Source organism: Reyranella sp. (assembly GCF_965229815.1).
Taxonomy (GTDB): Bacteria; Pseudomonadota; Alphaproteobacteria; order Reyranellales; family Reyranellaceae; genus Reyranella.
The window spans coordinates 824,132-845,372 of sequence record NZ_CBDDJN010000006.1 but is presented as its reverse complement, the minus strand read 5'-3'; the positions used below and the strand labels follow the sequence as shown (position 1 = coordinate 845,372).

The window sequence follows — 21,241 nt, the reverse complement described above, 5'->3', positions numbered from 1 at the left end:
CCCGGATCCCCTTACCCTGTCAGCACCCCGTCCTTCAGCGTGACGGTGCGGTCCATGCGCGCCGCCAGCTCGGGATTGTGGGTGGCGACCAGCGCCGCCATCCCGGTGTCACGCACCAGTCCCAGGAGCTGGCGGAAGACGGCTTCGGAGGTCGTCGAATCGAGGTTTCCGGTGGGCTCGTCGGCCAGGAGCATGCGCGGCGCATTGGCGACCGCCCGGGCGATCGCGACGCGCTGCTGTTCGCCGCCCGACAGCCGGCCCGGCCGGTGCTCGGCGCGGTCCTGCAGCTGGACCATGGCCAGGAGCTCGGCCGCCCGCCGGCGGGCATCGCCGCGCGACCGGCCCTGGAGCATTTGCGGCAGCATCACGTTCTCGATCGCCGAGAACTCCGGCAGGAGATGGTGGTACTGGTAGACGAAGCCCAGGAACTGGCGCCGCATGACTGTGCGCTCGCGATCGCTCGCCGTGCCGGCCGGCTTTCCGTCGACCATGACCTCGCCGCCGTCGGCCCGTTCGAGCAGGCCGGCGATGTGCAGCAGCGTGGACTTGCCGCTGCCCGACTGGCCGACCAGGGCGACGATCTCTCCGGGCCGCAGCTCGAGCGTGATGCCGCGCAGCACGTCCAGCCGCCGGTCGCCCTGCACGAAGGTGCGCCTTATGTCGCGCAGGGCCAGGGGAAATCTCGTCTCATTCATAGCGAAGCCCTTCGACGGGTTCGACGCGCGTGCTGCGCCAGGCGGGATAGGCGGCGGCCGCCAGCGACAGCAGGATGGCGATGCCGACGATGGCCGCCACCTCGCCCACCTGCACCCTGACCGGCGCGGAGGTGATGAACTCGATCTCGCTCCAGCCCGCGCCCGTGCCGCCCGCATCCAGGATCACGGCGAACAGATGGGCGATGCCCTTCATGTTGGCGCAGACCAGGAGACCGAGGCCGGTGCCGACCGCGGTGCCGACCACGCCGACCGCTGCCGCCGCCATGAAGAAGGCGCGCACGATGGTTCCCGGCGTCGCGCCCATGGTGCGCAGGATGGCGATGCTGCCGCGCTTCACGCGCACCAGCATGGTGAAGCTCGCCACGACGTTCATGGCGGCCACCACGACGATCAGGGTGAGGATGATGAACATCATCACCCGCTCGACCTGCAGGGCGCCGACGAAACGGGCGTTGAGGCCGCGCCAGTCGGCCACCCTGAGGTCGTCGCGCCCCAGCGTGCGGCGAAGCTCTTCGGCGATGCGCGGCGCCGCTTGAGGATCGGCGACATCGAGGTCGATCGAGCTCACCGTCTCGTGGCCGTATTCGAGCTCGTCCTGCAAAGCCGCCAGCGGCACGAAGACCAGCCCGTTGTCGAACTCGTAGCGCCGGGTCATGAAGCTGCCCAGGACCTCGTAGTCGCTGTAGCGCGGCGCGATCGTTCCATTGTCGTTCAGCCGGTGCGTGACCAGGGTGACCTTGTCGCCGTCGCGCACGTTCAGCGACTGGCGCAGCCGGTCGCCCAGCACGATGCCGGGCGTCGCGCCGAAGGCCGCGAGGTCGCCGCCCACCATGTTGCGGGCGATCATCTCCCGCCCCCGCAGGTCGTCCGGCCGCACGCCGCGCAGGATCGCCCCCCGGGTCACGTTGCCGCCCGCCCTGACCAGCGCCTGCCGCTCGAGGGTGAGATGGACGGACCGCACACCCGGAAAGGCCTGGAGCTTCGCCAGCAGGTCCGGCGTGGCCTGCAGCATGCCGTCGCGCGCCGTGACGACGACGTGGCCGTTCAGCCCGATGATGCGCCCGAGCAGCTGCTGGCGGAAACCGCCCATCACCGACAGCACGACGATCAGGGTGGCCACCCCCAGCGCCACGCCGATCAGCGAGAAGACGGCGATGAAGGACACGAAGCCCTCGCGCTGGCGTGTCGCGAGATAGCGCCAGGCGAGCCAGCGCTCGACGGTCCGCACCGCGCTACTCACGGTGCAGCCCCTCGACCGGATCGAGCCGGGCCGCCCGCGCCGCCGGATAGAGGGAAGCGAGCAGCGCGAAGGCCAGTGCCAGGCCGGCGATGACGGCGATCTCGCCCCATTCGATGCGCGACGGCAGCTCCGCCAGCAGATAGAGCGTCTCGTCGAACAGCACGATGTCGAAGGTGTGCTGCAGCCACTGGCGGATCGCCTCGATGTTGCGCGCGAACGCCAGGCCCAGGACCACGCCGAGCAGCGTTCCGACGCCGCCGATCGCCAACCCGTCGAGCAGGAAGATGCGCATGATGGCGCCCCGCGTCGCGCCCATGGTGCGCAGGATGGCGATGTCGGCCGTCTTGGTCCGGACCAGCATCACCAGGCTCGACACGATGTTGAAGGCGGCGACCAGCACGATCATCGTCAGCACGATGAACATGACGTTGGTCTGGCCCTGGATGGCCTGGAAGAAACCGTAGTTCGCCTGGCGCCAGTCGAACACCCAGCCTTGCGGGCCGACCACCCCGGCAACCGCCTGCCTCGTCGGGCCCGGCGGCGCATCGTCGGCCAGGAAGACCTCGATCCCGGTGGCCATGCCGCGGTAGTCGAGCAGCCGCTGGACGTCGGCGATCGGCGCGTAGACGAAGTTCGAATCGTAGTCGTACATGCCCGCGCAGAAGATCGCCGAGACGCGGGCCTGGGCCGATCGCGGCATGACGCCGAACGGCGTCGCGATCTCGACCGGCGACACGAGCTGCAGCGCATCGCCCACTTTCAGCCCCAGCAGGTCGGCCAGGCGACGGCCGATCACCACGGAGAAGCTGTCGCCGAACCCCTTCAGCGTGCCCCAGTCGATTTCCTTCCCGTCCTCGCTGCGGCAGAGGGCGCGATAGCGGTCGCGCACCGCCTCCGGTCCGTCGATCGCGGCGGAAAGCGGCGTGCGCGCCCGCAGGTCGTCCGGCCGCACGCCGCGCAGCACGACGCCCCGCACCTTGTCGCCCGCCACCGCCATCACCTGGCCTTCCGCCGTGGGAGACACGCTCACCACGCCGGGCACCGCCTTCATCCGGCCGAGCAGGTCGGGCGTGGCATCGAGGCCGCCACGCGTTCCCTGCACGCCGAGCTGGCCGCTGATGCTCGACATCTGGCGCAACAGCTCGAAGCGAAAGCCGTTCATCACCGCCATGACCACGATCAGCGTGCCGACGCCGAGGGTGATCCCGATCAGCGAGAAGCCGGCGATGACCGAGATGAACCCTTCCTCCCGCCGGGCCCGCAGGTAGCGGAAGGCGATGAGGCGTTCGACGGCGGCGAAGGCCATGGCCTAGGACCGTCTGACGCCGGACGACATCGCGGGCGCGTCGGGCATTCGTCTTTCCGGTCTCAGGCGAAGCGCTGCGCGACCTGGTCGAACGGCACTTCCTCGCGCTCGCCGGTCCGGCGGTTCTTCACCTCGGCCTTGCCGGCGGCGACGCCCTTGGGCCCGACGATCACCTGCCAGGGGATGCCGATCAGGTCCATGTCGGCGAACTTGGCCCCCGGACGGAGGTCGCGGTCGTCGTGCAGCACCTGGATGCCCCTGGCCGCCAGCCCGTCGTAGAGCTTGCGGCAGGCGCCCGACACCGCACCGTCGTCGGGCTTGAGGTCGACGATCGCCACCTTGAAGGGCGCGACCGATTCCGGCCAGACGATCCCGGCGTCGTCGTGGCTGGCCTCGATGATGCCGCCCACCAGGCGCGACACGCCGATGCCGTAGGAGCCCATCTCGACCGTGATCTGCTCGCCGCCCGGACCGGCCACCGCCGCCTTCAGCGGCTCCGAATAGCGGGTGCCGAAGTAGAAGATATGCCCGACCTCGATCCCGCGCGCCGCCACGCGCTCGGCCTCGGGAATCTTCTCGAAGGCGGCCTTGTCGTGCATCTCGTCGGTGGCAGCGTAGAGCGACGTCCATTCGTTGACGATCGGCTGCAGGTCGCTGTCGTAGTCGATGGTGCGGCTGAGGATGTCCTTGTCGACCAGTCCCTTGTGGCAGAACACGGCGCTCTCGCCGGTGTCGGCCAGCACGATGAACTCGTGGCTGAGGTCTCCGCCGATCGGGCCGGTGTCGGCGCGCATCGGGATCGCCTTCAGCCCCATGCGCGCGAAGGTCCGCAGGTAGGTCACGAACATCTTGTTGTAGGAGTGGGTGGCGCCCTTCTTGTCGATGTCGAAGGAATAGTTGTCCTTCATCAGGAACTCGCGGCCGCGCATCACGCCGAACCGGGGCCGCACCTCGTCACGGAACTTCCACTGGATGTGATAGAGGTTCCGCGGCAGGTCGCGATAGCTCTTCACGCCGTCGCGGAAGAGTAAGGTGATCACTTCCTCGTTGGTCGGCCCGTAGAGCATCTCGCGGTCGTGGCGGTCCTTGAAGCGGAGCATCTCGGGACCGTAGGCGTCGTAGCGTCCGCTCTCCCGCCACAGGTCGGCCGACTGGATGGTCGGCATCAGCACCTCCTGGGCGCCCGACGCGTCCTGCTCCTCGCGCACGATCCGTTCGATGTTCTTCAGTACCCGGAAGCCCAGCGGCAGCCAGGCATAGATGCCGGCGGCGGTCTGGCGTACGAGGCCGGCGCGCAGCATCAGCCGGTGCGAGACGATCTGGGCCTCTGCCGGATTCTCCTTCATCGTCGGCAGAAAGTACTGGCTCATCCGCATTCTGGTTCGGTCCCTGCTGGCTCCCGGAAGTGGCCGCGGACTGTATGGAACGGGGCCTCCAAAGGCAAACCGCCCCCGCCGCGCCGGCCGGCGGAGCCGGACCCTCCGGTGGCTTTGCACAGGGGGATGCCCGCACACTGCCCGCGACAACAGGGGGAGAGCGAGCATGCTCGAGCGGCTTTTCAAGCTCAGCGAGAACCGGACGACGGTCCGGACCGAGCTGGTGGCGGGTCTCACGACCTTCCTCACCATGGCCTACATCATCTTCGTCAACCCGGCGATCTTGGCCGAGGCCAAGATGCCGTTCGGCGCGGTGTTCGCCGCGACCTGCGTCGCCGCCGCCATCGGCTGCTTCCTGATGGCGTTCCTGGCCAACTACCCGATCGCCCTGGCGCCGGGGATGGGCCTCAACGCCTACTTCACCTTCGGGGTCGTCGGCGGCATGGGCTACAGCTGGCAGGTCGCGCTGGGCTGCGTGTTCATCTCCGGCATCCTGTTCTTCATCATCAGCGTGCTGCCGATCCGGGAATGGATCGTCAATGCCATCCCCACCTCCCTCAAGATGGCCATCGCCGCCGGCATCGGCCTCTTCCTGGCGCTGATCGCGCTCAAGAACGCCGGCATCGTCGTCGGCCATCCCGCCACGCTGGTGTCGCATGGCAAGCTCAGCAGCTTCCCGGTCGTCATGGCGGCGCTGGGCTTCTTCCTCATCGTGGCCCTCGAGTATCGACGCGTCATGGGCGGGGTCATCATCGGCATCCTGGCCGTCACGGTGATCGCCATCGCCACCGGCCACCAGAAGTTCGGCGGCATCTTCGACATGCCGCCCTCGATCGCGCCCGTGCTGCTGCAGATGGACCTCGGCGGCGCCCTCGGCGTCGGCCTGGTCACCGTGGTCTTCGCCTTCCTCTTCGTGGACCTGTTCGACAATACGGGCACGCTGATCGCGCTCGCCCATCGCGGCGGCTTCATGCGGGCGGACGGGACCGTGCCGCGCCTCAAGCGCGCCCTGATGGCCGACAGCGGCGCGGCGATGATCGGCGCGGCCGTCGGCACCTCGACCACGACCAGCTACATCGAGAGCGCGTCGGGCATCAACGCCGGCGGACGCACCGGCCTCACCGCCGCCGCCGTCGGAATCCTGTTCCTCCTCGCCCTGTTCGTTGCGCCGCTGGCGGGATCGATCCCGGCCTATGCCACCGCGCCGGCGCTGCTCTACGTCGCCTGCCTGATGGCGCGCGGACTGACCGAGATCGAATGGGACGACGTCACCGAGTCGATGCCGGCAGTGATCACCGCGCTCGCCATGCCGTTCACCTTCTCGATCGCCGAAGGCATCGCCTTCGGCTTCATCTCCTACACCGCGCTCAAGCTCGTGACGGGCCGCTTCCGCGATATCCATCCGGCCGTGGGGATTCTCGCTGTCCTCTTCGTGGTCAAATACATGGTCATTGGATGATCATTCGGTTACGGCGGAAATTAGTACGTCTACGAACGATCGCGGCGCCTAACATTCGTTCTGCATGGATCGACGGATCGAAAGAAAAGGTCTTGGCAACGCACGCACTTACGGGTAAACAGCCTACGTCTTGGGCTCGGCCCGAGTTTAGGGAGGAGAACGGCGAAAGCCGCCTGTGACGAGTTTCGGGGGGGTAGAGAAGCGGCGAGCCGATGGCTCGCCGCTTCTTTTTGTGCCTGTTTGTTGGGCTGCACACGCCGTGCGGATGGCCGCTCAGTGGAACGAGTCGGCCAACGGCCCTGTTTCCGTTACATCTTTTTCCAGTCGCCCGACTGCTCGAAGGCGAACGCCGCGCGGTAGATGGTCGGCTCGTCGAAGTGCTTGCCGATCAGCATGAGCGAGACCGGCAGCCCGTCCGACATGCCGCAGGGCACGGCCATCGCGGGATGGTGGGTGATGTCGAAGGGCGCGGTGTTGGAAATCATGTTGAGCGCGCGTTCGACGTAGAGTTCCCGCGAGGCGTCGGCCGGCGGCAGCTCGGTCGCCTTGATCGGCGTGGTCGGCATCATCAGCAGGTCGTACTGCTCGAGCGCCGCATCGTAGGCGGCGGTCAGCAGCCGGGTCTGGTTCATCGCCTTGCCATAGTAGCGGCTGCCGTAGTGGCGGCGGATGTAGGTGCCGAACATGGTGAACAGCTTCGTGGTCTCCGACATCTCGTTGGCGCGCTGCCGCCAGTTGCGATGGAAGTCCATGAGGCTGGTGACGTAGAGGTCGGGGCGGCTGACGCCGTAGCCGTCGCCCCACATCATGGTCTGCGTGAGCCCCTCGGTACCGATCGGCATCCACAGGGCCGGCCCCATGAGATGCATGGGGATCGATACTTCGCCCACCGTGGCGCCCAGCGCTTCGAACGCCTTGGCCGCCGCCCTCACCTTGGCGTTGACGTCGTCCTCGGCATTGGCTTGCTCGAAGCCCTCGGTCACGACGCCGATCCGGAGGTCCTTGATGTCGTCCTTCAGGGCCTTGGTATAGGGATGCGTCTTGATGGAGATCTGGCGGGAATCGTAGCCGTCGGCGCCGGCCAGCACCTCGAGCAGCAGCGCATTGTCGCTGACGTTGGCGGTGATCGGGCCGGTATGGTCGACATAGATCTCGATCGGCATGATGCCGGTGTAGGGCACCAGCCCGTGCGTCGGCTTCATCCCGTAGGTGCCGCAGAACGAGGAAGGCATGCGGATCGATCCGCCCTGGTCGCCGCCCAGCGCCATGTCGACCTCGCCCAGCGCCACGAGCACGGCGCTGCCGGACGAGGAGCCGCCGGCGGAGTAGCCCATCTTGTAGGGATTGTGCACGGCGCCGGCGGCGTTGGTGTGGCTGCCGCCGGACAGGCAGAAATTCTCGCAATGCGCCTTGCCGACGATCGTGCCGCCGGCGTCGAGGATGCGCTGGACCACGGTGGCGTCGATGTCCGGCACATAGCCTTCGAGCGTGGCGGCGCCGTTCATCATCGGCACGCCGGCCAGCATGATGTTGTCCTTGAGCACCACGGTCCGGCCCTTGAGCTTGCCGCGGCTCGCGCCCTCGACCGTGGTCTTCACGTACCAGGCATTGCGCTTGTTCTCCTCGCCCGTCGGCCGGTAGCCCGGCGTGCGCGGGTACTTCACGCGCGGCAGGTTGTCGGGCATGGCGTCGACGACGTTGTAGGCGGCGACGCTCGGCCGCATCAGCTCGATATAGGATCTGACGTCGGCGTCGCTGAGCGACAGTCCGACATCGGCCGCGGCCTGGCGCAGCTGCTCTTCGGTCGGGACTTGGACGGCCATGGTTTCCTCCTCTGGTGAACTTCGGTCGTTAGGGCGCGAGATGGTGCATCAGTTTGGGATCGGCCTTGACCGGCGCCGCCGCGCCCTCGAGCGCGACGTGGCCGCGGTCCATGACGTAGGCGTAGCCGGCGACCTCGAGCGCGAGCTCGATGTGCTGTTCGACCAGGATCACCGCCATCTCGCGCGACAGCTGCTTCAGGCGCTCGGCAATCTCCTCGATCACGCCCACCCACACGCCCTCGGTCGGCTCGTCGAGCATCAGGAGGCGCGGCCGGCCCAGCACGGCCCGGCCGATCGCCAGCATCTTGCGTTCGCCGCCCGACAGCGTGCCGGCCGTCTGGGGCAGCCGCTGGGCCAGCTTGGGAAAGAAGTCGAGCACATAGTCCAGGCCGGACCGGTCGGGCTGGCGGACGCAGCCCAGAAGCAGGTTCTCGCGCACCGTCAGCTTGGCGAAGATCGCGTGCTCCTGGGGCACGTAGCCGATGCCGCGGCGCACCCGGCGCTCGGCCGGCTCGCCCTCGATGCCGGCGCCGTCGAGCCTGATGGCACCGGCCATCGGCGGCAGCTCGCCGAACAGGGTCTTGAGCAGGGTCGACTTGCCGGCGCCGTTGCGGCCCAGCACGGCGATGGCGCCGCGCCGCGGGACGCGCAGCGAAACGCCGAACAGCGCCTGGCTTCGGCCGTAGCCGCCGTCGAGGCCGTCCACCTGGAGGAGCAGGTCGTCAGACACGGGTCGTGAACACCTGCTGGACCTTGGGCGAGCGCTGGATCGTCTCGACGTCGCCCTGGTCCAGCACCCTGCCCTGGTCGAGCACGGTCAGCCGGTCGCAGATGTCGCGAATGAAATGCAGGTCGTGCTCGACGATGATCAGGGCGCATGTCGCCTTGATTGGCTCGAGGAGCTTGCCCGTGGCGTGGCGCTCCTCCGGGCTCATGCCGCCGGTCGGCTCGTCGAGCAGGAGCAGCTTGGGCTTCAGCGCCAGCGCCATGGCGATCTCCAGCCACTGCTGCTCGCCATGGCTCAGCTCGCCGGCCAGGTCGTCGGCCCGGTCGATCAGGCGGAAGCGCTCGAGCAGCGCCCCCACCTCCCCGTCCAGCACGCGGCGCGAGGACGAGAGCAGCAGCCGCGGCAGGCTGCCGCCCGACTGGGTGGCCAGCAGGACATTGTCGTAGACCGAGAGCTCGGGCAGCACGGCGGTGATCTGGAACTTGAGGCTGAGCCCCAGGCGCGCGCGCTCGTAGGGCGTCGCCCGCGTGATGTCGTGGCCGTCGAACACGATGGTGCCGGCGTCGGCGAAATGGGCGCCGGCGATCGCCTTCAGGAGCGTGCTCTTGCCCGAGCCGTTGGGGCCGATGAGGCCGTGGAAGGTGCCCGCCTGCACGTCGACGTCGACGCCGTCGAGCGCGCGGAGCGAGCGGAACGTCTTGCTGACGCCCCGGATCTCCAGCAGCGCCATGTCAGCGTCCGCCCCGGCGCTCGCGCCGCCGCCCGTAGGAGCCGATGCGCTCGCGGTCCGACACGAGCAGGCCGAGGATGCCCTTGGGCTGGAACATGACGACCACCAGCAGGACCAGCCCCAGGATCACCGGCCAGACACGCTTGATGGCGTCGATGTCGGACAGGACGTAGGACAGGACCTCGACCGTCGCGGTGCCCAGGATCGGGCCGATCAGCGTCCCCGAGCCGCCGAACAGGCAGTAGATCACCGCCGTCGTCGACAGGCCGGGCCCCATGTTGCCGGGGCCGATGAAGCCCTGGTGGTAGCTGTAGAGCGCTCCGCCCAGCCCCGCCACCATGCCGGCCAGCGAGAAGACCAGCGCCTTGAAGAGCTGCACCCGGTAGCCGAAGAAGGCCAGCCTCTCCTCGTTCTGGCGCATGCCGGCCAGCACGAGGCCGAGCTGCGAGCCCTTGAGGAAGCGGGCGCCGGCATAGACCAGGACCAGTAGACCGAGCGCCAGGAAGTAGAACTCGATCCCCTCCAGGAACTCGTAGCTGCCGAACTGCAGCAGCTTCACGGAGGACAGGCCGTTGCCGGCCCCGACATACTGCCAGCCCGACACCAGCCGCTCAGCGGCATAAGAGCCGGTGAGCGTGCCCAGCGCGACGAAGATGCTGGATGGCGGCTTGCGCCCGAGCAGCAGGAAGGCCGCGAACAGGCCGGACAGGACGAAGCCCACCAGCATGGCGAGCGGCAGCGTCGCCCAGAGCTGGCTGAACTCGAGATCGCGGCCGACCAGGGCGATGGCGTAGCCGGCGACGCCGAAGAACAGCGCCTGGCCGAAGCTCATGATGCCCGACAGGCCCCAGCACAGGTCGAAGCTGATGGCGAGCAGCGACAGGATCAGGACGTTGGTTGCCAGCGTCACGAGATCGGTCCGCTCGCCCAGCACGAACGGAACGGCCAGCGCCACGACGAGCGCCAGCCCCTCGATCACCGGCAGGAGGCGCCGGCTCCACGCCGGTCGGCGCCGCATCTCCCCGCCGGCGACGGCCGCCGGCGCCGCCGCCAGACCGGACCCGGCCTCGCTCAGCATTCCTTCGGATCGACCATCTTGTCGCTCTCGATCACGTCGTAGCGGGTCTTGCCGGCGTCGACCTTGCACTGGGCGATGTACATGTTCATCTTGCAGTGCATCTTGCCCGGCACCATCTCGGCGCCGCCGCCCGGGCCCTGCGCGATCTTGGCCGTATCCATCGCCTTCGACACCGCATCGCGCGACAGGTCGCCGTTGGTCGCCTTCACCGCCGCTTCGTAGAACTTGATGCCGCGGTACATGCCGGTCGCCGCCGAGCCGGCGGTGAACAGGTACTTGGTGTCCGGGAACCGCTTGGAATACTCCTCCTGGAGCTTCTTGCTGAACGGATCGTCGATCGACTGGAAATAGTCGAGGCAGCTGTACAGCCCCTCCATCTCCTGCGCCGGGTGGTAGTTCAGCAGGTTCTCGTCGTAGTAGACGCAGCTCAGCACGCCGCCGTTCTTCTGGAAGCCCGATTCGTAGAGCTGCTTGACGAAGGGCTGCAGGCCCGGCGGGATCACCGTATTGAAGACGCAGTCGACCTTGCCGTCGCGGATCTTGCCGATGGTCGCCGAGTACTCGGCCTGATCGAGCGGGTAGTACTCCTCGAACACGACCTCGCCGCCATTGGCCTCGATCACCTTGCGCGCATACTTGTTCAGGAGCTGCGGCCAGACGTAGTTGGCCGAGGGCATGGCGAAGCGCTTCTTGCCGACCGTCTTGATCAGGTAGGGGATGAGCTTGTCGCACTGCTGCGCCGGCGTCGGTCCGGTGCAGTAGAGGTTCTTGGTGCACTCCTGCCCTTCGTAGAGCTGCGGGTAGATGTAGAGCGTGCGGCCGCGATTGACGATCGGGTCCTTGATCGCCTGGCGCATCGCCGAGGTGATGCCGCCCAGGACCACGTTGACCTTGCGCTCCTGGATCAGCTTGCGGACGTTGCCGACGGCGACCTTGGGGTCGGAGGCCGTGTCCTCGAGGTAGAGCTCGATCTGCTTGCCGGCGACGCCGCCCGCCTTGTTGATCTGCTCGACGGTGAACTGGGCGACCTGCCAGTTGGCGTTGCCCGACGGCGCGATCGCGCCGGTGATGTCGGTGGCGATGCCCATCTTGATCGGATCGGCGGCGCGCGCCTGGCGGGGGGCCAGCATCCAGCCGCCGCCGCCCGCCACCCAGCCTGCCGCGGCGAGCGCGCTCGCGCCCATCAGGCGGCGGCGCCCGAGCCGCGGGTTCGTGCGGTCGGAATGGTCGTCTGTCATGTCACAGCCTCCCCTGCGTGATGAATCCCTGTGGACGGAGCTTCACGATGATCAGCGCGATCACGAACACGAGCGGATCGGCCAGCACCGGAATGACGAGCCACGGCAGGCCGGCGGCCATGCCGCCGACGGCGGCGGCGCCCAGCACCGGGCCCTCGAAGGTGCCGACGCCGCCCAGCATCACCGACAGGAAGGCCTGGACCAGGAAGCGCGTGCCGATGTCGGCGGAGAGCTGGTAGAGCGGCACGATCAGCGCGCCGGCGAGACCCGCCAGCGCGGCGCCGAAGGCGAAGGTGAAGGCGTAGAGCCGGGTCGTCGAGATGCCGCAGGCCCGCGCCAGGTTGGGGTTCTCGAGCGAGCCGCGGACCTGCAGGCCGATCGACGTGCGCGCCAGGAACAGCCAGGTGCCGGCGACGATGCAGGCGGTGGTCAGCACGATCACGGTGCGCCACGCCGAGAAGTCGATGCCGAACAGGGTGATGACGCCGGGCAGCGGCTCGGAGATCGACTTGTAGTGGCCGCCCAGCAGGCCGCGCACGATCTCGCGGATGACCAGGCCGATGGCGTAGGTGCCCAACATGGCGATGATGGGCGCGGCGTAGAAGCGGCGGATCACCAGCCTCTCGAGCACCAGCCCGATCAGCGCCAGCACCAGGGGTGCGGCCAGGATGCCCGCCCAGGCCGACAGGCCGCTGCTCTCGAACAGGTAGACGGTATAGGCGCCGAGCAGGACGAACTCGCCATGGGCGAAATTGAAGATGCCCATCATGCTGGCGATGATCCCGAGCCCCAGCACGATCAGCACCATCACGGAGATGAAGGCGAGCAGGTCGAACGCGAGCTTAACTTCGATGCCCATGGACCCCTGACCGCGCCCGCGGGCGTCGATTGCCGTCACATGATCTTAGTTAAAACAGAAATCTTTTCCGTTTCAACCAATAATGTGCGGCACCGGCGGTCAGAAGGACTGGCGCAACCGGAAGTCGAAGCCGTCGGCCTCGCCGAGATAGATCGGCATCTCGGCGCGTCGGCGCCGCAGACCGACCGGTCCCCGCCCCGCGCGGTAGGTCAGCCCGTCGGCGGCGCGCATCAGGTCGGCGGGATCGACCGCGCCGGCACGCCGGGCCAGCGCCTCGAGGAAGTAGAGACCTTCGTAGTTCGACTGCGCCGTCGCGCCGGGCACGGGTGCGAACCTCCCGAACGCACTCTCGTAGGCGCACAGGAAAGCGTCGTTGGCGCGTGACTCCACGCCCGTGAAGTAGCCCGAGGCGGCGAAGAGGTTCAGCGTGTTCTCCGCGCCGATCCCCAGCAGCACCGTCTCGTCGACGCAGTTGGCGAGACGCAGCATCTGACTGCCCAGGCCGCGCTCGCCGAACGCGCGGTTGAACGTGATCCCGTCCAGGCCGATCAGCGAGATGAACACCACGTCGGGCCGCGCGGCGCGGATCCTCGCCAGATAGGGATCGTGGTCTTCCTCGCCCAGCGCGACGAAGTCCTCGCCCACTACCTGACCGCCGGCGGCCGCGATGTAGCGCTTCACCGCCCGATGCGACTGCCACGGCCAGACATAGTCGCTGCCGATCAGGTACCAGCGCGACGCGCGCTTGCGCTCGGCCAGCCAGGCGATGGCCGGGCGGGCCTGGTCCGGCGGCGTCTCGCCGATCGCCAGCACGCCCGGCGTGCGCTCGCCGCCCTCGTAGATCGGCGTGTAGATGTAGGGCACGAGACCGGCAAAGGTCCGCCGCAAGGCGACCCGGATGGCGCTCATGTGGCAGCCGAGCACGATGTCGGCCGTGTCGTCGGCGACCAGCGCCTCGGCCTGCCGCGCGAGTTCGTCAGCCGGCACGCCGGCGTCGTAGGTGACGAGTTCGAGCTCGCGGCCGAGAACGCCCCCGCCGGCATTGATCTCGCTCGCTGCCAGCGCCGCACTGTTGATCGATGACGGCCCCCAGATGCCGGCCGTCCCGGTAAGGGTCGTGAAATGGGCGACCCGCAGGCGACGCCGGTCGCGCGGGGAGGGGCGCACCCGGCCCGCGAGGCCCGGCCAGCCGGGCGCCGCGACGGGTCCCGATCCCAGCGTCGAGAAAGGCAATGCGGCCATGTGCATTCCGACCCTCCTCCATGATCCGACCGGCGATCGAGGAATTCATTGAACTTTCAAAGATTCACGCTCAAATAGGCGCCCTTTTGCCGACCCGGGACCTTCCCAAGTGTCCGACCCGACCTCCGACGACTCGCCGATCACCGGCCACCTCGCCTATCTGCTGGCCCAGGCCAACCGGGAGATCAATCGCCAGCTCGACGCCCGCCTGCGTACGGAAGGCGTTCCGGTCGAGCAGTGGCGCATCCTCAAACTCCTGTCCGACGGCAACGGCCGGTCGATGGGCGAGCTGGCGGAGCATGCCCTGCTCAACCACCCGACCCTGACCAAGACCATCGACCGCATGGTCGCCGATTCGCTCGTCTACCGCATCTCCGATCCGGCCGATCGGCGCAAGGTGCTGATCTTCTGCTCCGAACGCGGCAAGGCCCTTGCCCAGCGTCTCGCCCCCCTGGCGCTCGGCCAGGAGGCACACATCGCCCACAGCTACGGCGACAAGGCCACCGCGCAGCTCAAACGGCTCCTCGAAACCCTGATCGACCGGGCCGGCTGACCCCACGCATTGTCCTTTCCGGGCGGTTGCATTGGCCGACGACAATGCATGTTCCGGACCAAGGCCGGCGCGGCTACTCGACCATGCGGCGGAAGCTGAAGATGTCGGCTTGGTGGATGGCGTAGAAGGCGAGCCACAGCGCGCCGGCAACGAGCGACGTGATGATCGCCTTGCGCACCAGGTCCGGACGCTCGGGCGCCCCCCGCTCCTCGCCCTTGCCGGGATTCTCGGCACGCTTCACGCCGAGCGGCAGGACGGTGAAGAGAACCGTCCACCAGATCACGAAATAGACCGTGACGCCGGTCGCCCAGCCCATGGCGCGGCCCGTCAGACCTGCTCGAGCTCGATCAGCGTGCCGGTGAAGTCCTTGGGATGCAGGAACAGCACGGGCTTGTCGTGCGCGCCGATCTTGGGCTCGCCGTCGCCCAGCACGCGGGCGCCCTGGGCCTTCAGGCGGTCGCGCGCGGCGTAGATGTCCTCGACCTCGTAGCAGACGTGATGAATGCCGCCGTCGGCGTTGCGCGACAGGAAGTTGGCGATCGGCGACTTCTCGCCGAGCGGATGCAGCAGCTCGATCTTGGTGTTGGGCAGTTCGACGAACACGACCGTGACGCCATGCGCGGGCTGCGCCTTGGGCTCGCTCACCTTGGCGCCCATCACGCTGCGGTAGAGGTCCGACGCCTTCTCGAGGTCCGGCACGGCGATGGCGATATGGTTCAGGCGTCCGATCATCGATCTCTCCAAGCCCCTGCGACCTTAGATGCGGACGATGTGCACGTCCGTCAACGGCTTCTTGCCGAGGTGCGCCCGCACGACGCGCCGCACGGCCTGGCGCGCCGCCTCCTCGATGCGCCCGTCGTCGCCCCGCTCGCTGCCGCTGAGATCGGCCAGCATCTCGCCCAGCCCCTCGACGATCGCGGCGGACAGGGCGCCATCCTCGTCCTCGATGCCGCGCAGGGACACCCTGGGCGTGGCCATCGGCCGACCCTTGCGATCGATGACCAGCGTCGCCGCCGCGGCGCCGTTCCAAAGCAATTTGCGCCGGTCGCGCAGCGAGGCGCTGTCGAGGGCCACGAGTCCGTCGCCGTCGCGGGCCAGCCGCCCGGCCGGCACATGGTCGATGACCTCCGCGGGCCCGGGCGCCAGGCGCACCAGCGAGCCGTTGGGCGCCACGACCGTCTCGGGCACCTGGCAGGTCCGGGCGAGCGCGGCGTGCTCGATCATGTGCCGGACCTCGCCATGGACCGGCACGGCGATCTTCGGCCGCACCCACTGGTACATGCGGATCAGTTCCTGCCGCGCCGGGTGGCCCGACACGTGGATGTCGGCCTCGCTGTCGTCGACGATCTCCACGCCGCGCGCCATCAGCGCGTTGTGCAGGCGCCCCACCGAGCGCTCGTTGCCGGGGATGATGCGCGAGGAGAAGATGGCGGTGTCCCCTGCCTCGAGGGTCAGGTCGCGATGCTCGCCGAAGGCCAGCTTGGCCATCGCCGCCCGCGGTTCGCCCTGGCTGCCGGTGCAGATGTAGAGGACCTTGTCGCGCGGCAGGTAGCCCGCCTGCTGCTCGGGCACGCACTCCGGAAAGTCCAGCAGGTAGCCGCATTCCTGTGCCGCTTCGACCATGCGCTGCAGCGCTCGGCCCGACAGGACCGGATGCCGGCCGGCGGCGACGGCGGCCAGCGCCGCGCTCTCGACCCGCGCCAGATTGGAGGCGAAGCAGGTGACGGCGACGCGCTGGCGCGCCTTGGCGACTTCGGCGGCCAGGTTCGCCCGCACCGTCGCCTCGGAGCCCGCCTCCCCCTCCACGAAGACGTTGGTGCTGTCGCACACCATGGCGAGCGCCCCCTCCTCGCCGATCCGGCGCAGCATCGCCTCGTCGGTGAGGTCGCCCAGCAGCGGCTCCGGATCGATCTTCCAGTCGCCGGTGTGGAACACGGTACCGAGCGGCGTGCGCACGGCGAGCGCGTTGGGCTCGAGGATCGAATGGGTCATGGTGACCAGCTCGAGCTCGAACGGCGCCAGGCTGAACTTGCCGCCGAGCGGGATCTCGCGGACCGGCACGGTGTCGCGCAGGCCGGCTTCGGAGAGCTTCCGCCGCAGGACGGAGGCGGCGAACGGCGTGGCGTAGACCGGCGCCTTCAGCCGCGGCCACAGGTCGGCGACGGCGCCGAGATGGTCCTCGTGGGCATGCGTCAGCACGATGCCCACCAGGTCGGCCCGTCGCTCCACGATAAAGGCGGGATCGGGCATCACGACCTCGATGCCAGGCTCGGAACCGTCGGTGAAGCCGATGCCGAGATCGACCATCAGCCACTTGCCGGCATGGCCGTAGAGGTTGAGGTTCATGCCGATCTCCCCTGCCCCGCCGAGGGCGAGGAAGAGGAGCTCGTCGCTGCCGGGGACGGTCATCGCCGGTTGCGCCGCCAGATCTCGAGGAGGCCGACCGACATCAGGTCCGGCTCGATCGCGTCGAACAGGCCGATCTCGTCCTTGAACACTTCGGCCAGGCCGCCGGTGGCGACGACCTTCATGGGCTGGCCGTACTCGGCGCGGATGCGCTTGATCAGGCTCTCGATCAGGCCGACATAGCCCCAGAAGATGCCGGACTGCATGGCGGGCACGGTCGACTTGCCGATCACGTGCGCGGGCTTCTCGACGCGGATGCGCGGCAGGCGCGCGGTCATCAGGTAGAACGATTCGATCGTCAGCTCGACGCCCGGCGCCAGGACGCCGCCGATGAAGTTGCCGTCCTTGTCGGCCATGTCGAAGGTGGTGGCGCTGCCGAAGTCGATGGTGATCAGCGGCCCGCCGTGCCGCTGGTAGCCGGCGATGACGCCGACCAGGCGATCGGCGCCTGCATCCTGCGGCCGGTCGATCAGCACCTTGATGCCGAGCTCGACGTCAGGCTCGCCCACGATCAGCAGCCGGGTCTTGAAGTAGGTCTCGCACAGCCGCCGCAGATGCGGGTTAACCGCCGGCACGACGCTGGCCAGGATCGCGCCCTTGATCGAGCCCGGGTCGAAGCCCTGCAGGTGCATGAGCTGGGTCAGCCAGGCCGCATACTCGTCGGCCGTGCGCTTGGCCTCGGTGCGCAGCCGGAACTGCGAGACCAGCCGGTCGCCGTCGAAGACCGCGAACTTGGAATTGGTGTTGCCGACGTCGACGGCAAGCAGCATGGCGTCCTCCTCAGGCCGCTCGGCCCATCAATTCGCCCGACACGATCCGGCGAGGCCCGGCGTCCGTCTCCAGCAGGAGCGCGCCCTCGCCGTCGACGCCGCCGAAGCGGCCGCGCACCAGTTCGTCGCCCAGCCGCACGTCGACCTCGGTCCCGAGCGGGCCGGCGCAGCGCAGCCAGGCGGCGCGCACCGCGGCGAACCCGTCCCGGCGCCATTCGGCGAGGCGTGTCGCCAGGGCCGCCGCGAGCCCTTCCAGCGCGGCCTCGACGGTGCCGCCCAGCGTCGCACCGGGGTAGCGCATCTCGGGCAGGTCGGGGGCAAAGCCGACGTTGACGCCGATGCCGGCCACGACATGCTCGACGGTGCCGCCCTGGCCGATGGCGCTCTCCAGCAGGATGCCAGCGACCTTGCCGCCGTCGACCATGACGTCGTTCGGCCATTTGACCCGGACCGAGCGCCCGTCCCGCACCATGTCGGCCACGGCGAGCGCGGCGACGAAGCCCAGCTCGGCGGCGCGCATCGCCGGACAAGCCGGCCTGAGCACGGTCGAGGTGTAGAGATTGCCGGGCGGCGAGGCCCAGGCGCGGCCACGGCGGCCGCGGCCCCCCGTCTGCTCGCGGGCCCAGACGATGGTGCCCTCGGTTGCGCCCTGCTCGGCCAGCCGGGCGGCCTCGTCGTTGGTGCTGCCGACCCTGTCGAGCGCGACCAGACGCCACCCGTCCGGCAGGACGGGTGCCGACGTCACGGGAAGAGGCCTTTTGCGGCGGCGGCCGCGATCAGGCTGAGCGGCTGAGGCGCCAGCGAGAACACGGCGACGAGAATCGCCGCCGCGACGGCGACGACCCGGTTGACCCCGAAGGCCGGCCGGTCGAGGGCCTCCGCCGGCTCGTCGAAGTACATCACCTTGACGATGCGCAGGTAATAGTAGGAGGCCACGACGGAGGCGAGGACGCCCAGCACGGCCGGGACGTAGAGCTTGGCCTCTACCGCGGCGATGAAGATGTAGAGCTTGCCCCAGAATCCGGCGAGCGGCGGGATGCCGGCCAGGGAGAACATGAACAGCAGGAGCGACAGCGCCATCACCGGCTGGCTGCGCGCAAGGCCCGCCAGGTCGCCGATATTCTCGACCATGACGTCGCGGCGCTTCATCAGCAGGATGACCGCGAAGACGCCGAGGGTCATGACGAGGTAGATGGCGAGGTAGAACACCACGGACTCGATGCCCTTGGCGCTGCCGCTCGCCAGCCCGAGCAGGACATAGCCGACGTTGCCGATCGACGAATAGGCCATCAGTCGCTTGATGTTCTGCTGGCGGATGGCGGCGAAGGCGCCCAGTGCCATCGACAGGATCGAGGCCGCCACGACGATCTGCTGCCACTGCTCGAACAGCGGCTTGAACGGACCCATCAGGACCGAGACCATCAGCGACATGGCGGCGATCTTGGGCGCCACCGCGAACAGGGCCGTCACCGGCGTGGGCGCGCCCTCGTAGACGTCCGGCGTCCACATGTGGAACGGCACGGCCGACACCTTGAAGGCGAGGCCCGCGACCACGAACACCAGGCCGACGATCGTCCCGATATCCCCGCTGCGGCCGTCGAGCAGCGCCCTGGAGATCTCGACGAACGCCGTCCCGCCGCAGAAGCCGTAGATCAGCGAGGAGCCGAACAGCAGCATGCCCGAGGCCACCGAGCCCAGGACGAAGTACTTCACGCCCGCCTCGGTCGACCGCACGCTGTCGCGCTGGAAGGCCGCCACGACGTAGAGCGCCAGCGACTGCAGCTCGAGACCGACATAGAGCGCCATGAGGTCGTTGGCCGAGATCATCAGCATCATGCCGAGGGTGGCCAGCGCCACCAGCAGCGGATACTCGAACCGCCAGGACTGCACTCGCTCGAAGTAGGCGCGCGACATCGGGATGGCGATGGCCGAGCCCACAAGCACCAGCGCCTTCATGGTCACGGTCAGGCGGTCGACGATGAACAGCGAGGCGAAGGCCGTTCCCTCGCGGTACGGCACGAAGAGCAGCACCGCCGTGACCAGCAGCGCCGCCGAGGTCGCCACCGACACGAAGGGCGCCGAGCCCTCGCCGCGCACGACACCGTAGATCAGGAGGAGCGCCGTCACCGCCGCGAGGAAGAGCTCGGGCCGGGCCAGCGTCCAGGATTCGAGACCGACAAGCATGTTCGTTACCCCCGGCCGACTACGGCGACAGCGCCGCGGTGCGGGCGAGCTTGATCGCGGCCTGGTAGTCGCCGACGAGCTTGTCGACGGAGGCCGCCATCGGATCGAGGAAGGAGTTGGGATAGATGCCCATCCACAGGGTCAGCAGCACCAGCGGCAGGAACACGGCGATCTCGCGCCGGTTCATGTCGAGGATGGCCTTGAGCGAGTCCTTTGTGAGCGGACCGAAGATGATCTTGCGGTAGAGCCAGAGCGCGTAGGCCGCGCCCAGGATCAGGCCGGTCGCGGCCAGCGTCGCCACCCAGGTGTTCACCTTGAAGGCGCCGAGCAGGACCAGGAACTCGCCGACGAAGCCGGACAGTCCAGGCAGCCCGACGCTGGCCAGGGTGAAGAACAGGAAGGTGAAGGCGTACTTCGGCATGCGGTGGACGAGGCCGCCATAGGCCGCGATCTCGCGCGTGTGCATGCGGTCGTAGACGACGCCGACGCAGAGGAAGAGCGCGGCCGAAACGATGCCGTGGCTCAGCATCTGGAAGATCGAGCCCTGAACGCCCTGCATGTTGAGGACGAAGGCGCCGATCGTGACCAGGCCCATATGGGCGATCGACGAGTAGGCGATCAGCTTCTTCATGTCCTCCTGCACCAGCGCCACCAGCGAGGTGTAGATGACCGCGACGCAGGACAGGCCGAAGACCAGCGGCGCGAAGTACTGTGTCGCCTCGGGGAGCAGCGGGATCGACAGCCGCAGGAAGCCGTAGCCGCCCATCTTCAGGAGCACGCCGGCCAGGATGACGGAGCCCGCGGTCGGCGCCTCGACGTGGGCATCCGGCAGCCAGGTATGGACGGGCCACATCGGCACCTTGACCGCGAACGAGGCGAAGAAGGCCAGCCACAGGTAGCACTGCCAGGCGAAGGGCAGCTGCAGCCGCTCCATCGCGGTCGGCAGGTCCGTGGTGCCGATCTGCCAGTAGATGGCGATGATCGCCAGCAGCATCAGCACCGAGCCGAGCAGCGTGTAGAGGAAGAACTTGAAAGCGGCGTAGACGCGCCGCGGGCCGCCCCAGACGCCGATGATCAGGAACATCGGGATCAGCACGCCCTCGAAGAAGACGTAGAACAGGGCGAGGTCCAGGGCGCAGAACATGCCGACCATGAAGGTCTCGAGCACGAGGAAGGCGACCATGTACTCCTTCACCCGCATGTGCACGGCCTGCCAGCTCGACAGGATGCAGATCGGGGTCAGCAGCGTCGCCAGCAGCACGAAGAACAGCGAGATGCCGTCGATGCCCATGTGGTAGCCGATGCCCAGCGCAGGCACCCACTCCGCCTTCTCCTCGAACTGGAAGCCCGCCTTGGTGCCGTCGAAGTTGGCCCACAGCAGCAGGGAGATCAGAAAGGTCAGCAGCGACGTGATCAGCGCCAGGCTGCGGCAGTTGCGCTCTACCGCCTCCTTGGGACCGTTGACGACGAGGCAGCAGAGTGCCCCCACCAACGGCAGGAAGGTGACGAGCGAAAGGATCGGCCAGCTCGACAT

20 protein-coding genes are annotated in these 21,241 nt (G+C 68.4%); 2 read left to right on the top strand and 18 right to left on the bottom strand.

Annotation, left to right across the window (positions count from 1 at the left end; genetic code table 11):
- Positions 1 to 11: 11 nt before the first annotated feature.
- From ACO073_RS15475 to proS, 4 genes are all read right to left on the bottom strand, one after another.
- Positions 12 to 695, bottom strand: coding sequence for an ABC transporter ATP-binding protein (locus tag ACO073_RS15475; RefSeq protein ID WP_421998483.1), 684 nt, complete (start codon positions 693 to 695; stop codon positions 12 to 14).
- Positions 688 to 1,956, bottom strand: coding sequence for an ABC transporter permease (locus ACO073_RS15470; RefSeq protein WP_421998482.1), 1,269 nt, complete (start codon positions 1,954 to 1,956; stop codon positions 688 to 690). The genes ACO073_RS15475 and ACO073_RS15470 overlap by 8 nt, the downstream gene beginning before the upstream one ends.
- On the bottom strand, positions 1,949 to 3,262 hold the full coding sequence (locus ACO073_RS15465; protein ID WP_421998481.1) for an FtsX-like permease family protein: 1,314 nt from the start codon (positions 3,260 to 3,262) through the stop codon (positions 1,949 to 1,951). The genes ACO073_RS15470 and ACO073_RS15465 overlap by 8 nt, the downstream gene beginning before the upstream one ends.
- A 62-nt stretch (positions 3,263 to 3,324) precedes the next feature.
- A complete protein-coding gene (gene proS, locus ACO073_RS15460; RefSeq protein WP_421998480.1) occupies positions 3,325 to 4,638 on the bottom strand; it encodes a proline--tRNA ligase in 1,314 nt (437 codons plus the stop codon).
- Positions 4,639 to 4,804: 166 nt separating this feature from the next.
- On the opposite strand from proS, the gene ACO073_RS15455 reads away from it, so the two are divergent.
- Complete coding sequence (locus ACO073_RS15455) at positions 4,805 to 6,097, top strand: NCS2 family permease (RefSeq protein ID WP_421998479.1); 1,293 nt, start codon at positions 4,805 to 4,807, stop codon at positions 6,095 to 6,097.
- 308 nt (positions 6,098 to 6,405) lie between these two features.
- Here the strand turns inward: ACO073_RS15455 and ACO073_RS15450 are convergent, their stop codons facing one another.
- The 7 genes from ACO073_RS15450 to ACO073_RS15420 all read right to left on the bottom strand — a co-directional run bounded on the left by ACO073_RS15450 (position 6,406) and on the right by ACO073_RS15420 (position 13,794).
- Positions 6,406 to 7,920: an amidase gene (locus ACO073_RS15450; RefSeq protein ID WP_421998478.1), complete on the bottom strand. Its 1,515-nt coding sequence runs from the start codon at positions 7,918 to 7,920 to the stop codon at positions 6,406 to 6,408.
- A gap of 28 nt (positions 7,921 to 7,948) precedes the next feature.
- Positions 7,949 to 8,650, bottom strand: a complete 702-nt coding sequence (locus tag ACO073_RS15445) for an ABC transporter ATP-binding protein (protein ID WP_421998477.1) — start codon at positions 8,648 to 8,650, stop codon at positions 7,949 to 7,951.
- On the bottom strand, positions 8,643 to 9,377 hold the full coding sequence (locus tag ACO073_RS15440) for an ABC transporter ATP-binding protein (RefSeq protein WP_421998476.1): 735 nt from the start codon (positions 9,375 to 9,377) through the stop codon (positions 8,643 to 8,645). The genes ACO073_RS15445 and ACO073_RS15440 overlap by 8 nt, the downstream gene beginning before the upstream one ends.
- A 1-nt stretch (position 9,378) precedes the next feature.
- A complete protein-coding gene (locus tag ACO073_RS15435) occupies positions 9,379 to 10,455 on the bottom strand; it encodes a branched-chain amino acid ABC transporter permease (protein ID WP_421998475.1) in 1,077 nt (358 codons plus the stop codon).
- On the bottom strand, positions 10,449 to 11,693 hold the full coding sequence (locus ACO073_RS15430) for a substrate-binding protein (RefSeq protein WP_421998474.1): 1,245 nt from the start codon (positions 11,691 to 11,693) through the stop codon (positions 10,449 to 10,451). The genes ACO073_RS15435 and ACO073_RS15430 overlap by 7 nt, the downstream gene beginning before the upstream one ends.
- A 1-nt stretch (position 11,694) precedes the next feature.
- The gene (locus tag ACO073_RS15425) at positions 11,695 to 12,552 is read right to left on the bottom strand and encodes a branched-chain amino acid ABC transporter permease (protein ID WP_421998472.1); all 858 of its coding nucleotides are present in this window, start codon (positions 12,550 to 12,552) and stop codon (positions 11,695 to 11,697) included.
- Between the two features lie 99 nt (positions 12,553 to 12,651).
- Positions 12,652 to 13,794: a substrate-binding domain-containing protein gene (locus tag ACO073_RS15420; protein WP_421998471.1), complete on the bottom strand. Its 1,143-nt coding sequence runs from the start codon at positions 13,792 to 13,794 to the stop codon at positions 12,652 to 12,654.
- Between the two features lie 109 nt (positions 13,795 to 13,903).
- On the opposite strand from ACO073_RS15420, the gene ACO073_RS15415 reads away from it, so the two are divergent.
- Positions 13,904 to 14,347 (top strand): MarR family winged helix-turn-helix transcriptional regulator, encoded by a 444-nt coding sequence (locus ACO073_RS15415; protein WP_421998470.1) that lies wholly within the window; start codon positions 13,904 to 13,906, stop codon positions 14,345 to 14,347.
- Between the two features lie 73 nt (positions 14,348 to 14,420).
- On the opposite strand, the gene ACO073_RS15410 is transcribed toward ACO073_RS15415, so the two are convergent.
- From ACO073_RS15410 to ACO073_RS15380, 7 genes are read right to left on the bottom strand one after another with little or no spacing between them, the layout of a single operon-like run.
- Positions 14,421 to 14,663 (bottom strand): DUF1467 family protein, encoded by a 243-nt coding sequence (locus ACO073_RS15410; protein ID WP_421998469.1) that lies wholly within the window; start codon positions 14,661 to 14,663, stop codon positions 14,421 to 14,423.
- A gap of 11 nt (positions 14,664 to 14,674) precedes the next feature.
- Entirely contained in the window at positions 14,675 to 15,079 is a 405-nt protein-coding gene (gene mce / locus ACO073_RS15405) for a methylmalonyl-CoA epimerase (RefSeq protein WP_421998467.1), read from the bottom strand.
- A gap of 24 nt (positions 15,080 to 15,103) precedes the next feature.
- Complete coding sequence (locus ACO073_RS15400) at positions 15,104 to 16,756, bottom strand: ribonuclease J (RefSeq protein WP_421998466.1); 1,653 nt, start codon at positions 16,754 to 16,756, stop codon at positions 15,104 to 15,106.
- Entirely contained in the window at positions 16,753 to 17,523 is a 771-nt protein-coding gene (locus ACO073_RS15395; RefSeq protein ID WP_421998465.1) for a type III pantothenate kinase, read from the bottom strand. The genes ACO073_RS15400 and ACO073_RS15395 overlap by 4 nt, the downstream gene beginning before the upstream one ends.
- A 10-nt stretch (positions 17,524 to 17,533) precedes the next feature.
- Positions 17,534 to 18,268, bottom strand: a complete 735-nt coding sequence (locus ACO073_RS15390; protein ID WP_421998464.1) for a biotin--[acetyl-CoA-carboxylase] ligase — start codon at positions 18,266 to 18,268, stop codon at positions 17,534 to 17,536.
- Positions 18,265 to 19,707 carry an NADH-quinone oxidoreductase subunit NuoN gene (nuoN, locus tag ACO073_RS15385; protein WP_421998462.1) on the bottom strand — a complete coding sequence of 481 codons (1,443 nt, stop codon included), beginning with the start codon at positions 19,705 to 19,707 and terminating at the stop codon, positions 18,265 to 18,267. Before nuoN ends, ACO073_RS15390 begins: the two co-directional genes overlap by 4 nt.
- A 19-nt stretch (positions 19,708 to 19,726) precedes the next feature.
- Positions 19,727 to 21,241: an NADH-quinone oxidoreductase subunit M gene (locus ACO073_RS15380; protein ID WP_421998461.1), complete on the bottom strand. Its 1,515-nt coding sequence runs from the start codon at positions 21,239 to 21,241 to the stop codon at positions 19,727 to 19,729.

Bases quoted from the DNA above. Each gene is read 5' to 3' on its own strand.
- ACO073_RS15475 (WP_421998483.1), bottom strand. From the start codon at position 695: ATGAATGAGACGAGATTTCCCCTGGCCCTGCGCGACATAAGGCGCACC.
- ACO073_RS15465 (WP_421998481.1), bottom strand. From the start codon at position 3,262: ATGGCCTTCGCCGCCGTCGAACGCCTCATCGCCTTCCGCTACCTGCGG.
- proS (WP_421998480.1), bottom strand. From the start codon at position 4,638: ATGCGGATGAGCCAGTACTTTCTGCCGACGATGAAGGAGAATCCGGCA.
- ACO073_RS15455 (WP_421998479.1), top strand. From the start codon at position 4,805: ATGCTCGAGCGGCTTTTCAAGCTCAGCGAGAACCGGACGACGGTCCGG.
- ACO073_RS15450 (WP_421998478.1), bottom strand. From the start codon at position 7,920: ATGGCCGTCCAAGTCCCGACCGAAGAGCAGCTGCGCCAGGCCGCGGCC.
- ACO073_RS15440 (WP_421998476.1), bottom strand. From the start codon at position 9,377: ATGGCGCTGCTGGAGATCCGGGGCGTCAGCAAGACGTTCCGCTCGCTC.
- ACO073_RS15435 (WP_421998475.1), bottom strand. From the start codon at position 10,455: ATGCTGAGCGAGGCCGGGTCCGGTCTGGCGGCGGCGCCGGCGGCCGTC.
- ACO073_RS15430 (WP_421998474.1), bottom strand. From the start codon at position 11,693: ATGACAGACGACCATTCCGACCGCACGAACCCGCGGCTCGGGCGCCGC.
- ACO073_RS15425 (WP_421998472.1), bottom strand. From the start codon at position 12,552: ATGGGCATCGAAGTTAAGCTCGCGTTCGACCTGCTCGCCTTCATCTCC.
- ACO073_RS15420 (WP_421998471.1), bottom strand. From the start codon at position 13,794: ATGGCCGCATTGCCTTTCTCGACGCTGGGATCGGGACCCGTCGCGGCG.
- ACO073_RS15410 (WP_421998469.1), bottom strand. From the start codon at position 14,663: ATGGGCTGGGCGACCGGCGTCACGGTCTATTTCGTGATCTGGTGGACG.
- mce (WP_421998467.1), bottom strand. From the start codon at position 15,079: ATGATCGGACGCCTGAACCATATCGCCATCGCCGTGCCGGACCTCGAG.
- ACO073_RS15400 (WP_421998466.1), bottom strand. From the start codon at position 16,756: ATGACCGTCCCCGGCAGCGACGAGCTCCTCTTCCTCGCCCTCGGCGGG.
- ACO073_RS15395 (WP_421998465.1), bottom strand. From the start codon at position 17,523: ATGCTGCTTGCCGTCGACGTCGGCAACACCAATTCCAAGTTCGCGGTC.
- nuoN (WP_421998462.1), bottom strand. From the start codon at position 19,707: ATGCTTGTCGGTCTCGAATCCTGGACGCTGGCCCGGCCCGAGCTCTTC.
- ACO073_RS15380 (WP_421998461.1), bottom strand. From the start codon at position 21,241: ATGTCGAGCTGGCCGATCCTTTCGCTCGTCACCTTCCTGCCGTTGGTG.